General features: G+C 60.8%; 16 protein-coding genes. 12 read left to right on the top strand and 4 right to left on the bottom strand.

The genetic code is table 11. The annotated features are described in order from the left end of the window. The first annotated feature begins 125 nt into the window (after positions 1-125). The 9 genes from Q0792_RS05715 to ureG all read left to right on the top strand — a co-directional run bounded on the left by Q0792_RS05715 (position 126) and on the right by ureG (position 6,269). Complete coding sequence (locus Q0792_RS05715; protein ID WP_298837370.1) at positions 126-416, top strand: putative quinol monooxygenase; 291 nt, start codon at positions 126-128, stop codon at positions 414-416. Continuing rightward, on the top strand, positions 413-1,213 hold the full coding sequence (locus tag Q0792_RS05720) for an N-acyl homoserine lactonase family protein (RefSeq protein ID WP_298837372.1): 801 nt from the start codon (positions 413-415) through the stop codon (positions 1,211-1,213). Before Q0792_RS05715 ends, Q0792_RS05720 begins: the two co-directional genes overlap by 4 nt. Before the next feature lie 146 nt (positions 1,214-1,359). Next, positions 1,360-2,175, top strand: a complete 816-nt coding sequence (locus tag Q0792_RS05725) for an urease accessory protein UreD (RefSeq protein WP_298837374.1) — start codon at positions 1,360-1,362, stop codon at positions 2,173-2,175. 3 nt (positions 2,176-2,178) lie between these two features. Beyond that, the gene (locus Q0792_RS05730; protein ID WP_298837376.1) at positions 2,179-2,481 is read left to right on the top strand and encodes an urease subunit gamma; all 303 of its coding nucleotides are present in this window, start codon (positions 2,179-2,181) and stop codon (positions 2,479-2,481) included. A 10-nt stretch (positions 2,482-2,491) separates the two neighbouring features. Then, complete coding sequence (locus Q0792_RS05735; RefSeq protein ID WP_298837378.1) at positions 2,492-2,797, top strand: urease subunit beta; 306 nt, start codon at positions 2,492-2,494, stop codon at positions 2,795-2,797. 3 nt (positions 2,798-2,800) lie between these two features. Next, positions 2,801-4,510: an urease subunit alpha gene (ureC, locus tag Q0792_RS05740; RefSeq protein WP_298837380.1), complete on the top strand. Its 1,710-nt coding sequence runs from the start codon at positions 2,801-2,803 to the stop codon at positions 4,508-4,510. 10 nt (positions 4,511-4,520) lie between these two features. Continuing rightward, positions 4,521-5,015, top strand: coding sequence for an urease accessory protein UreE (ureE, locus tag Q0792_RS05745; RefSeq protein WP_298837382.1), 495 nt, complete (start codon positions 4,521-4,523; stop codon positions 5,013-5,015). Next, on the top strand, positions 5,005-5,637 hold the full coding sequence (locus tag Q0792_RS05750; RefSeq protein WP_298838633.1) for an urease accessory protein UreF: 633 nt from the start codon (positions 5,005-5,007) through the stop codon (positions 5,635-5,637). The genes ureE and Q0792_RS05750 overlap by 11 nt, the downstream gene beginning before the upstream one ends. Beyond that, positions 5,634-6,269, top strand: a complete 636-nt coding sequence (ureG, locus tag Q0792_RS05755; protein ID WP_298837384.1) for an urease accessory protein UreG — start codon at positions 5,634-5,636, stop codon at positions 6,267-6,269. Before Q0792_RS05750 ends, ureG begins: the two co-directional genes overlap by 4 nt. Before the next feature lie 20 nt (positions 6,270-6,289). Here ureG and Q0792_RS05760 read toward each other — a convergent pair whose 3' ends face one another. The 4 genes from Q0792_RS05760 to Q0792_RS05775 all read right to left on the bottom strand — a co-directional run bounded on the left by Q0792_RS05760 (position 6,290) and on the right by Q0792_RS05775 (position 9,601). Continuing rightward, positions 6,290-6,868 (bottom strand): hypothetical protein, encoded by a 579-nt coding sequence (locus tag Q0792_RS05760; RefSeq protein ID WP_298837386.1) that lies wholly within the window; start codon positions 6,866-6,868, stop codon positions 6,290-6,292. Beyond that, a complete protein-coding gene (locus Q0792_RS05765) occupies positions 6,865-7,323 on the bottom strand; it encodes a (2Fe-2S)-binding protein (protein ID WP_298837387.1) in 459 nt (152 codons plus the stop codon). Before Q0792_RS05765 ends, Q0792_RS05760 begins: the two co-directional genes overlap by 4 nt. 80 nt (positions 7,324-7,403) lie before the next feature. Further along, positions 7,404-8,516 (bottom strand): S-(hydroxymethyl)glutathione dehydrogenase/class III alcohol dehydrogenase, encoded by a 1,113-nt coding sequence (locus tag Q0792_RS05770; protein ID WP_298838636.1) that lies wholly within the window; start codon positions 8,514-8,516, stop codon positions 7,404-7,406. A 74-nt stretch (positions 8,517-8,590) separates the two neighbouring features. Beyond that, on the bottom strand, positions 8,591-9,601 hold the full coding sequence (locus tag Q0792_RS05775; protein ID WP_298837389.1) for a LacI family DNA-binding transcriptional regulator: 1,011 nt from the start codon (positions 9,599-9,601) through the stop codon (positions 8,591-8,593). A gap of 191 nt (positions 9,602-9,792) precedes the next feature. On the opposite strand from Q0792_RS05775, the gene hisD reads away from it, so the two are divergent. The 3 genes from hisD to Q0792_RS05790 are packed head-to-tail and all read left to right on the top strand — an operon-like array spanning position 9,793 to position 12,861. Continuing rightward, a complete protein-coding gene (gene hisD / locus Q0792_RS05780; RefSeq protein WP_298837391.1) occupies positions 9,793-11,100 on the top strand; it encodes a histidinol dehydrogenase in 1,308 nt (435 codons plus the stop codon). A gap of 4 nt (positions 11,101-11,104) precedes the next feature. Beyond that, complete coding sequence (locus Q0792_RS05785) at positions 11,105-11,857, top strand: SDR family oxidoreductase (RefSeq protein ID WP_298837392.1); 753 nt, start codon at positions 11,105-11,107, stop codon at positions 11,855-11,857. After that, a complete protein-coding gene (locus tag Q0792_RS05790) occupies positions 11,854-12,861 on the top strand; it encodes an alcohol dehydrogenase catalytic domain-containing protein (protein WP_298837395.1) in 1,008 nt (335 codons plus the stop codon). Before Q0792_RS05785 ends, Q0792_RS05790 begins: the two co-directional genes overlap by 4 nt.

Consider the following 12,861-nt stretch of genomic DNA (forward strand, 5'->3'; position numbering starts at 1 on the left):
TTACTCTTTAATGCATACATTAAAGTATGCAACAAAAAACTCATTAACAATTGCAGGCCAGACTTGCCCGGTGCGGTTACACCGGTGCACAGTCCTCAGAGCCAGACTGCACGGGAGAAATATGTATGTACGCTGTGACCGTCACCTTCGCGATTGCGCCGGGCAGAATGCCGGATTTTCTCCCGCTGATGTATGCGAATGCATCGGCATCCCTGCGCGATGAGCCGGGATGTCGACAGTTCGATGTGGTGACCGATCCCGCCCGTCCGGATACTGTTTTTCTGTATGAGCTTTACGACACAGAGGCTGACTTCACAGCTCATCTGACGCTGCCACACTTTCTCAGCTTCGCAGAAGAGACAGAGGCAATGGTCGCGGAAAAAACCGTCGCGACCTGGTCGGAGGTGCGCCAGTGAGCACCTGGGAAATCCATGCGGTGAAATATGCGGACAGAAACAGCAGAACCCGCCGCGACAGTTTTATCTTTGATGACAACCATGATGCGCCGCATCCGATGGACTACTTTATGTGGCTGCTGCGATGTGGCGCCAGGTCAATACTCGTCGATACAGGATATGACACCGCCGAGGCCACCAGTCGCGATCGCCCGATCCGGCTTGACCCGGCTGCTGCGCTCGCCCCGCTTGGAATCGCGCCGGATGACATCACAGACGTCATCGTCACGCATCTTCACTATGATCATGCTGGCGGTCTGCACCTGTTCCCCAATGCCCGCCTGCACATGCAGGCAGCAGAAATGGCTTATGCTACGGGACCCTGCATGTGCCATGAAGCATTGCGAATGCCCTTTACCGCAGGCCATATCTGCGAGGCCGTAAAGCGTCTGTACTCCGGCAAGGTCGTTTTCACGGACGGCGAAGCGGAAATAGCCGAAGGCGTCACCGTCCATTGCATCGGTGGCCACAGCAGAGGCCTTCAGGCTGTACGGGTGCGTACGGAGCAGGGATGGATGGTTCTGGCATCGGACGCTGCGCATTACTACGAAAACTTTGTGGCCAGAAAGCCCTTTCCTATTGTTGTCGACCTGCAGGACATGCTGGAGGGTTTCGACACTTTGCTCAGACTGGCCAGCAAACCAGAGCTCATCGTGCCCGGGCATGACCCGATTGTTACCGAGGTGTTCCCGCAAGGCACTGCCGGACACATCTGGCGGCTCGATCCGGGACCCACGCGGAAAATTCCCGGCCTGTAATGCCCGGGGGTCAGACACCCGTTGCTGAAAAAATGTGCAGCTGTCTGAAATTTCTGACAAAAAGTGAAAAGACATTGGTCAAACACCGGGCAGCATGGGAAAGTCTGCTGGTTCACTGAGACCACCGGGAGCAGCCCGACGTGCTGATGTCCACCCTAACACCTCTGGATCAGCCGCGCGCGGTCGGCGAAGCGCGGGTGTCTGTCAGGGCGAGAGATACGCGTACCGTAATCGGCACCCTGCGTCAGGCCGGCGCCCTCAAGCTTCTGTTTCCGTGTAACCGGCAGGACGTCGAAGCGGTACTCGTCAATACAGCAGGTGGCATCACCGGTGGTGATCAGTTTGCCACAACCGCATCGGCGGAACAGGACACACATCTGACGATCACGACCCAGGCAGCAGAGCGCGCCTACCGCGCTCAGGCTGCTCAGACGGGCCAGGTCAGGAACCGTCTGCAGGTGGCAGATGGCGCGACGTTGCACTGGTTGCCGCAGGAAACCATTTTATTTGAGGGCGCGGCACTGACCCGGGACTTTCAGGCAGACCTTGGGACGGCGGCACATTTTCTGATGGTGGAACCGCTGATCTTTGGCCGCCAGGCGATGGGCGAAGATGTCCGGCAACTGTTCTTTTCCGATCGTATCGAGGTCCGGCGGAATAATGTCCCGCTCTGGGTCGATGGTCTGAGATTTTCCGGCGACGTGGCATCACAGCTCGACCGCCCGGCCATCGCGGGCGGCGCACGGGCCATGGCCAGCGTGCTGTGGGTCCATCCCGCAGCCGGTGGCGCGCTGGACTTTGCCCGCCAGAGCGCAGGAAAATCGGGTGGGGCGAGCCTGCTGGCGCCAGATGTTCTGCTCTGCCGCTTTCTTGCTGACGATGGATATGCGCTGCGCCAGGCGCTTGTCCCCTTGCTTGACCACCTCACCAAAGACAAACTGCCCAGAAGCTGGAGACTCTGACCCATGCAGCTGACCCCGAGAGAGAAAGACAAACTGCTTATCGCCATGGCCGCAGAAGTTGCGCGCAGACGACTGGCGCGCGGCGTGAAACTGAACCACCCCGAGGCCATCGCCCTGATCACGGACGCCGTGGTTGAGGGCGCGCGTGACGGACGATCGGTTGCCGACATGATGGAGGCCGGTGCGCATGTCGTGACCCGTGCGCAGTGCATGGAAGGCGTGCCCGAGATGATCCACGACGTTCAGGTCGAGGCCACGTTCCCAGATGGCACCAAGCTGGTGACCGTCCACAACCCGATCCGCTGAGGAGGCGCACATGATACCCGGAGAGATCATCACCGCCGATGGCGATATCACCCTGAACGACGGCACCGAAAGCATTACGCTGATGGTCGCGAACACCGGCGACCGCCCGGTTCAGATCGGCAGCCACTATCATTTTGCAGAAGCCAACGGCGCGCTGGAGTTCGACCGCGACGCCGCGCGCGGCTGCAGGCTGGACATCGCCGCGGGCACAGCTGTGCGGTTTGAACCGGGACAGCGCCGCGAAGTGCAGCTGATCCCGGTGTCTGGCGCGCGCCGCATTTTTGGCTTTAACCAGAAGATCATGGGGGACCTCTGAGACATGGCAACACGCATTTCCCGCGACAATTACGCCGCCATGTTCGGCCCGACAACGGGCGACCGTGTCAGGCTGGCCGACACCGACCTGGTGATCGAAGTGGAAAGGGATCTGACGACCTACGGCGAAGAAGTGAAATTCGGCGGCGGCAAAGTGATCCGCGATGGCATGGGTCAGAGCCAGGTCACCCGCGCCGGCGGGGCTGTGGATACTGTTATCACCAACGCGCTGATCGTTGATCACACCGGCATTTACAAAGCAGACGTCGGCCTGCGCGATGGTCGCATCGAAACGATCGGCAAGGCTGGCAACCCCGACACCCAGCCCGGCGTGGATATCATCGTCGGTCCCTCGACCGAGGCGATCGCGGGCGAAGGGCGCATTCTGACAGCCGGTGGCTTTGACAGTCACATCCATTTTATCTGCCCACAGCAGATCGAGGATGCGCTGCATTCCGGCGTCACCACAATGCTGGGCGGCGGGACAGGGCCTGCCCACGGTACGCTGGCCACGACCTGTACGCCCGGCGCGTGGCATATCGGGCGGATGCTGCAGTCTCTGGACGCCTTTCCGATGAACTTTGGCATTTCAGGCAAGGGGAACGCGTCTTTGCCTGAAGCCCTTGTCGAAATGGTCGAAGGTGGTGCCTGTGCAATGAAGCTGCACGAGGACTGGGGGACGACACCCGGCGCGATTGACTGCTGTCTGAGCGTGGCCGACGACATGGACGTTCAGGTGATGATCCACACAGATACACTCAACGAAAGCGGTTTTGTTGAGAACACGGTCGCGGCCATCAAGGGACGCACTATCCACGCCTTTCACACCGAGGGCGCAGGGGGCGGACACGCACCGGACATCATCAAAATCTGCGGGGATGCCAATGTGATCCCGTCCTCGACCAACCCGACCAGGCCGTTTACGGTAAATACGCTCGAAGAGCACCTGGACATGCTGATGGTCTGCCACCATCTGGACAAATCGATCCCTGAGGATGTCGCCTTTGCCGAAAGCCGCATCCGGCGCGAAACTATTGCCGCAGAAGACATCCTGCATGACATGGGCGCGTTTTCGATCATCGCAAGCGACAGCCAGGCCATGGGCCGCGTGGGCGAGGTGCTGATCCGCACCTGGCAGACAGCAGACAAAATGAAGAAACAACGCGGGCGACTGGCAGAAGAGACCGGTGAAAACGACAATCTGCGGGTGCGGCGTTATATTGCCAAATATACGATCAACCCGGCCATCGCCCATGGTATCAGCCACGAGATCGGCAGTATCGAGGTCGGCAAACGCGCAGATCTGTGCCTGTGGAACCCGGCGTTTTTCGGCGTAAAGCCAGAGATGGTTCTGATGGCCGGCACGATTGTCTGTGCGCAGATGGGCGATCCGAATGCCTCTATTCCGACACCTCAGCCTGTCTATTCCCGCCCGATGTTCGGGGCCTTTGGCAGGTCTGTCGAACGCTCGGCAGTCACATTTGTGAGCGCTGCTGCCGAAGCTGCGGGGATCCGCGATACACTGGGGCTGGCCAAGGATGTGGTCGCCGTCAGGGGGACACGCGGGATCGGAAAAAAGGACCTTGTTCTGAACGATGCCCTGCCGGTGATTGAGGTGAACCCCGAGACATATGAGGTGCGCGCCGATGGCGAGCTGCTGACCTGTCAACCCGCTGACGTACTGCCCATGGCACAACGCTATTTTATGTTCTGAGGAGTGCGCAATGCAGACTGCACAAAATGTTGTACCACTGTCCGACGCCGCTGCCGACGAGGTTAGCCTCGATTATGATGCGCGCTTTTTGCGGCGCAAAGTACTGACAACGCGGGCTGGCCGCCAGGTCCTGATTGACCTGCCCCGCACCACGTCCATCGGAGACGGCGATGCGCTGCAGACAACAGACGGCGCGCTTATCCGCGTAGTGGCGGCGCCCGAACCGCTGCTCGAGATTACCGGGCAGGACCTGCACCGGATCGCCTGGCACGTTGGTAACCGCCACACTCCCTGCCAGATCGAAGCCGCGCGCCTGCTCATACAGCAGGACAAGGTCATGACCGATATGCTGACAAAGCTTGGCGCGCAGGTCCGCGAAGTGACCGAGCCATTTACACCCGAAGGTGGTGCCTATGGGCATGGCCGTACGCATGGTCACGACCAGACTGCTGCGCACGGCCCTTACGGGTCTGACCATGAACACACGCACCATCATGAGCACTGATGTCCTGACCCTCATGCAGTGGATGTCGCCCGGTTTCCCGGTGGGTGCTTTTGCCTACAGTCACGGGCTCGAAACTGTGATTGCCTCAGATAACCTGCGTGATGCCGAAACACTCCGGTCCTGGGTCACGGATATCATCCGGTATGGCGCCGGCCGCAGCGATGCGACCCTGCTGGCCGAAGCCTGGCGCAGTACTGACAATGCCGAAAAGACGGAAGCAGTTGCCCTGGCACTGGCATCAGGTGCTGAGCGTCTGACCGAAACGCGCGATCAGGGGGCCGCCTTTGCCCGGACAGTGGACGACATCTGGCAAACGGCTGTCGGGCCGTGCACCTATCCGGTCGCTGTGGGTCTGGCCGCAGCGCGTCGCAAGCTGCCACTGGATCTGACCGCTGAAGCCTATCTGCACGCCTTTGCGGCAAACCTGATCAGTGCTGCGGTGCGTCTTGTTCCTCTGGGCCAGACCGAAGGGCAGAAGGTGCTTGCAGATCTGGGCCCGCTTATCACCGAAGTCGCCGGTGACGCCTGCGCTGAAGGCGCACCGCTTTATTCCAACTGCATCGCCGGAGACATCGCGGCCATGCGTCACGAAACCCAGTACTCAAAGGTTTTTCGCACATGACCAGACTGAATGGCCCGTTGCGTATCGGGATTGGCGGTCCCGTTGGTGCCGGGAAAACCACCCTGACCGCGGCGCTTGCCCGCGCCCTGTCACCTTCTCATTCTATCGGCGTGATCACGAATGATATCTACACCCGCGAGGACGCCGATGCCCTGCTGCGTCTGCAGATCCTGCCACGGGACCGGATCATCGGTGTCGAAACCGGCGGATGCCCGCATACCGCCATCCGCGAAGATGCCTCGATCAACCTGGCCGCTGTGGACGAAATGCAAAAGCGCCACCCGGACGTGGAGGCCATTCTGATCGAAAGCGGCGGCGACAACCTGAGTGCGACCTTCTCACCGGAGCTCGCTGATGTGACACTCTATGTCATCGACGTGGCCGCGGGCGAGGAAATCCCGCGCAAGGGAGGTCCTGCGATCACACGCTCGGACATCCTGATCATCAATAAAACCGATCTTGCACCCCATGTCGGTGCGTGTCTGGATGTGATGGACCGTGATGCCAGGCGGATGCGTGCGGGGCGGCCCTTTGTGTTCTGTGCCCTGCGCCATGGTGAGGGGGTAGCGCAGGTTCTCACAGAACTCCGTGCGGTCTCCGGTCTGGGGCTGACCGTGCCGGCGGCAGAGTAGACTACCGGGAGGCTGCGTCGTCAGCCCGCCGCACAGGGTTGCCCGGCATTTCCCCAGATCTGCATGTCCCGGATGTGAATGCTGAGGCTGTAGGGTGCAGGCGCACGCCCGCCGCCAGGGGCCCAGGCCCAGTGCAGGATGACATCATGACCGAGGTGCTCGACCAGTTCTTCAACGGTCCGCCCGCCGTTCCGTTCAGGATCACGCAGTTGCTGGCAGATGTCGTCACTGCTCTGGCCGAACCAGTGCGCTTCAACAGGGGCAAGTCGCCACGCGTCTGCCACCTGAGGCGCCGCATGGGGCGTGTCGTTCTGCGCGGTATTGCTGGTGACATGACAGGTGCGACAGGGGATGAATTCTGCACCGATGCGGCTTTCACCGGCCCGGATGTTCATCCCGTGAACCCTGGTTTCGCCATAGGAGGGACCGGACCACATGGGGCGGTCGGACGGGCCTGTATGACAGTTGGCGCACCGCGGGTGCGAGACGACTTCGAAAATTCTGTCCCAGGCGGCCAGACCATCTGCCGCGCTCACCTGCGGCTCCTGTGCATATGCAACCACCGGCCACAGAAACAGAAACGCCGCCGCACGCATCATGCGCCACTCAGGCGGCGCGCAGCAGAGCGGACCGCGGCCCGTATCCGCGGGTATGTTCCGCACCGGCAGAGGTTGCCGCTCATTGCTGCGTCGATGTCCTCGTCTGTGGGATCCGGAACCAGGTCCAGAAACGAAGCCGCCTGCATGATCTGACCGCCCTGGCAATACCCGCACTGCGCTACCTGATGATCAATCCAGGCCTGCTGCACGATCTTCAGCGTTTCAGGCGCATCCGGTGTTTCGATCGTCGTGATCTCACCTTCGACATCCGCCACGGCCAGCTGACACGACCGCACCGCGATCCCGTCAATATGTACAGTACAGGCACCGCACTGCGCGATCCCGCAACCGTATTTCGGCCCCGTTATGCCGAGCGTATCGCGCAAAACCCAGAGCAGCGGCATTTCTGCCGCTACCTCAACATCATGGTCGGTACCGTTGACCGTCAGTTTCATTTCCTGGGTTTCCTCTGGTTGCCGGCAGAATACGGCAGCCAGAGGCCTTCATCAACGGTGACGCGGTGTCCCGTGCTGTGTCAGAATTCTACGACGGCGCGGATGGACTTGCCTTCGTGCATCAGATCGAAACCATGATTGATCTCTTCAAGCTTCAGCTTGTGCGTGATCATCGGGTCGATCTCGATTTTGCCGTCCATGTACCAGTCGACGATCTTTGGCACGTCGGTCCGGCCCTTGGCACCACCAAAGGCTGTACCGCGCCAGACGCGTCCCGTCACCAGCTGGAACGGTCGGGTCGAGATTTCTGCGCCAGCAGGTGCAACGCCGATGATAATGCTCTCACCCCAGCCCTTGTGGGCGGCCTCCAGAGCTGTCCGCATGACATTCACATTGCCTGTCGCGTCAAAGGTGTAATCAGCCCCACCGCCGGTAAGCTCAACGAGGTGAGCGACCATATCGCCATCCACTTTTGACGGATTCACAAAATCGGTCATGCCGAAATGGCGACCCATTTCTTCCTTGTCGTCGTTCAGATCGACACCGACGACCTGATCAGCACCGGCGAGCCGCAGACCCTGGATCACGTTCAGACCAATGCCGCCCAGCCCGAACACCACACAGCGCGAACCGATCTCGACCTTGGCCGTGTTGATCACCGCACCGATGCCCGTGGTCACGCCACAGCCAATGTAACAGATCTTGTCAAAGGGCGCGTCTTTGCGGACCTTTGCGAGTGCTATCTCCGGCACAACTGTATGATTGGCGAATGTAGAGCAGCCCATGTAGTGGTGGATCGGCGTGCCATCCAGCATCGAAAACCGCGTAGAGCCGTCCGGCAGCAGACCCTGGCCCTGCGTGGCGCGGACCTTCTGGCACAGGTTCGTTTTCGGGTTCAGGCAGTACTCGCACTCACGGCACTCGGGCGTGTAGAGCGGAATGACATGGTCACCGACTTCCAGCGTTGTAACGCCTTCGCCAACTTCGACCACAACACCGGCACCCTCGTGACCAAGGATCGCCGGGAAGATGCCCTCAGGATCATCGCCCGAGCGGGTGAATTCGTCGGTGTGACACAGGCCGGTTGCCTTGATCTCGACCAGAACTTCGCCTGCACGGGGTCCTTCAAGGTTGACCTCCATAATTTCAAGCGGCTGACCGGCAGCAACGGCGACGGCGGCACGGGTTCTCATCATGGCGGGGTCCTTTTATCAAAACTGTCGCGTCAAGTCAGAAGGACTGAGGCATCCGATGTCAAGTCCGGCCATCATGCACGGGGTGCAACAAGAGATGCCCGACGGACAAAGGCAGTCTCAAGTGTCACGGAGGGACCGGGCTCTTCATGATTCAGGTATTGCAACAGCAGGCCTGCAACTTCCCGACCGATGCCGTTCTGTGGAACGCGAACCGTTGTCAGGGCCGGCGTGACGACACGCGCAAGACCAATGTCATCAAATCCGACAAAAGACATATCCTGTGGCAGGTCGATCCCCATCTCGCGCGCAGCGACCATGGCTCCCGCGGCCAGCGCGTCGTTTCCACAGATAACGACAGTCGGTTTGTCCTTCTGTGACATGATTTCCCGGAATGCGCGCCCACCATCGTCCAGCAGGTATTCTGCCTGCGCCACATGGGTCATCCGGGCGCCCTCTCCAAATGCACGCACCGCCGCGACAACACCATCCCGGCGCGCCCGCGCCCGGTCATTGCCGTCGACACGGCCGCTGATCATGGCAACGCGCCGGTGGCCTGTATCCAGCGCATGGCGCGCTGCATCTGCCGCGGCCTGTGCGTTGTCAAAGCCGACAAACCGCCGCCCGGACGGCGCTGAACTGCTCCACGCAATTACATAGGGCACGCGGCGCTTTTCAAGAAAGGCCCATGTTTCGTCCGGACGATCATTCCCGATCAGCATCAGACCACCTGCCCCATGCGCCACGAGCGACTTGATTGCAGCCAGCTCCTGGACCGGATCAAACCCGGTTGTGGCAACCAGAAGGTTCACGCCCTCGACAGTCAGAGCCTCCTGAAACGACTGAAGCGCGTTGGCAAACATCGCGTTGGCCATCGAAGGTATGACGGCGCCGACAGTGTTCGCCCGCCCGGACGCCAGAGCGCGCCCGCCGAAATTGGGTGTATACCCGAGCGTCTCAATAGCTTTTTCGATCCGTTTGCGGGTCGCTGGTGCAACCTTACCCGGTGTATTCAGTGCGCGCGAAATACTGGCTGTGGAAACCCCGGCGAGCCGGGCAACGTCTTCCAGTGTCGGCGCTGACATGGCGGATGTCCTGTTTGCATATACCGGATGCGCCTTCAGCAATCCGGACGGAATAAAAAGATTAACGAGTCATGTGTAAGCGCTTGCATTGATCTGTGCAAGCGCTTACACGATACAGGACAACAGAAGAATCTGCGGCACACCATCGGCCCGGACACTTCGAACACCTGCACGACCAGGGAGGTATGCAAATGGCCCGTGACTATCTGAAAAAAGCAACCAAGACCGCAATGACGGACGCTGGCGATGTCCGCGAGACAGTCCAGGGCATTCTGGCCGACATCGAAGCGGGTGGCGACGCGGAAGCCCTGCGCTATGCAGAGAAATTCGACAACTATCAGGGCAGCATTATCCTGAGCGCCGAAGAGATCGAGGCGGCCAGTCGTCAGGTATCGCAAAAGCTCAAGGATGACATCGCGTTCGCCCATGACAACGTGCGCCGGTTTGCCGAAGTTCAGAAATCCACGATGACTGACGTCGAACTGGAAGTGGTTCCCGGCCTGATCGCTGGTCAGAAAGCCATCCCGGTCCGTGCGGCCGGCTGTTATGTGCCCGGCGGACGTTACAGCCACATCGCCAGCGCCATCATGACGGTCACAACGGCCAAGGTTGCCGGTTGCCAGCACATCACTGCCTGCTCGCCGCCCCGCCCCGGCGTCGGTATCGCACCAGCGATTATCTATGCAGCGAACCTGTGTGGCGCGGACAAGATCCTGTCCATGGGGGGTGTCCAGGGCGTCGCAGCCATGACTTTCGGGCTCTTCGATCTGCCAAAGGCAGACATTCTCGTCGGCCCCGGCAACCAGTTTGTGGCCGAGGCAAAACGCATTCTCTTTGGTCGCGTTGGCATCGACATGATCGCCGGACCGACCGACAGCCTTATCCTCGCAGACGAAACTGCAGATCCGTTCATCGTGGCAACCGATCTCGTCGGCCAGGCCGAGCACGGCTATAACTCGCCCGTCTGGCTGGTCACGGACGACCGTGCGCTGGCAGAAAAAGTCATGGAAATCGTGCCCGGTCTGATCGCTGACCTGCCGGAGCTCAACCGCGCCAACGCAGAAGCGGCATGGCGCGACTATGCCGAAGTGATCGTCTGTGCCGACCGCGAGGAAATGGCAGCCTGCTCTGACGACTATGCGCCGGAGCACCTGACCGTTCAGGCCGAAGACCTGCCCTGGTGGCTGGAACGTCTGCAGTGCTATGGCTCGCTCTTTCTGGGCGAAGAGACGACTGTCGCCTTCGGTGACAAGGCATCAGGTACCAACCACGTGCTGCCCACATCGCAGTCCGCGAAATATACCGGCGGCCTTTCTGTGCACAAATACATGAAAATCGTCACCTGGCAGCGCGCTACACGCGATGGTGCAAAACCTGTCGCGGAGGCCACAGCACGGATTTCCCGGCTTGAGGGTATGGAGGGTCATGCCCGCACGGCGGACGCCCGTCTGCACAAGTATTTCCCCCAGGAAAACTTCGACCTTTCAGCGGCCGACTGATCAGATGAGTGCGCTCTTTGATGTCAGCGGACGCGTGGTGTGCGTGACCGGCGCGAGCAGTGGGCTGGGCCGACAGGCCGCAACCCTGCTCGCAGGCGCAGGCGCGCGCGTCGTGGGTATCGCCCGGCGGGCGGATGCTCTCGCCGAATGGTCTGCCAAAGCCACCGGCGAGACTGCGGCGATCACGGGCGATCTTGCCGACCGCTCTGCCATCGAAGACATCGCACGGGCCGCCGCCGAACCCTTTGGCGCACCGGACATTCTGATCAACGCCGCGGGAATCAACACGCGCCAGAACGCAGATGATGTCACGGCAGATGGCTGGGACGTCACACTGAACCTGAACCTTGCCGCACCGTTTTTCCTGGCCCGGGCCATGGTGCCGGCCATGAAAAAACGCGGCTGGGGGCGGATCATCAATTTCGCCTCGCTTCAGTCGCGCCGCGCCTTTGCAAATGGCATCGCCTATGGTGCTTCCAAGGGTGGTGTCGAACAGATGACCCGCGCCATGGCAGAAGCCTGGTCGCCGGATGGTGTGACTGCCAACGCCGTCGCACCCGGTTTCTTTCGCACCGAACTGACGGGGCCGGTATTTGCAGATCCGGTTCTGTCGAAACGCAATGCCGATCAGACCTGTATCGGGCGCAACGGCGAGCCGAGCGATCTGGACGGACCACTGATGTTCTTCTGCGCATCTGCATCTGATTATGTGACCGGGCAGGTTCTCTTTGTGGACGGGGGGTTCACCGCAAAATGAAAGCACTGGTTTACACTGACGTGGAGCAGCTCACCTATCAGGACCGGCCCATGCCTGTTCCAGCAAACGGTGAACATCTGATCCGTATTGAGGCTTCGGGCATCTGTGGCTCGGACATGCACGCCTTTCTCGGGCATGATGCCCGGCGCCCCGCCCCGCTGACACTGGGCCACGAAGCCGCCGGCGTGATTGTGGGCGGCGCACGCGACGGTGACCGGGTCACCATCAACCCGCTGGTTGCCTGCCAGACCTGTGAATTCTGCGCAACGGGCCGCGAGAACCTCTGCCCGAACCGCCAGATAATCTCCATGCCGCCGCGCGAAGGTGCTTTTGCCGCATATGTGGCCATGCCGGAGCGCAATCTGGTCACTGTACCCGACGGTGTCGATCTGCGTCATGCAGCACTTGCGGAACCGATTGCCTGTGGCTGGCATGCGGTGCGTCTGGGGCGTGCTGTCCTGGGCGGCGATCTTTCGGGGCGCAGGTGTGTCGTGATCGGCGGAGGTGCGATAGGCGTGGGTGCGGCCCTGTCGCTGCGCGCACAGGGCGCGACCGACATTTCACTCATTGAACCGAATGACCTGCGGCGCGCGCGCCTCGAAGAGGTTGACGGTTTCAGTGCCCATGCGCCCGGCGCTCCTGACGCACCGGCCGATGGCAGTGCCGATCTGATCGTGGATGGTGTGGGCTATGCCGCAACACGCGCGGCTGCCAGTGCACTTGCAAAGCCGGGCGGCGTGATTGCGCATATCGGTCTGGGCGAGGACACCGGTGGCCTCGATGTGCGGCGGATGACCCTGCAGGAAATCACCTTTATCGGTACCTATACCTACACGCCGCAGGACTTCCGGGAAACCGCCGCTGCGATTTTTGACGGGAGCCTCGGCACCCTTGACTGGATCGAAACGCGCCCTCTGGCCGTAGGCCAGCAGGCTTTCCAGGACATTCGATCGGGTGTGGTTGCCGCACCCAAAATCATTCTGATCCCCGAACACGAGGAGTAA

The sequence above is a fragment of the uncultured Roseobacter sp. genome, from assembly GCF_947495025.1.
Classification (GTDB): domain Bacteria; phylum Pseudomonadota; class Alphaproteobacteria; order Rhodobacterales; family Rhodobacteraceae; genus Roseobacter.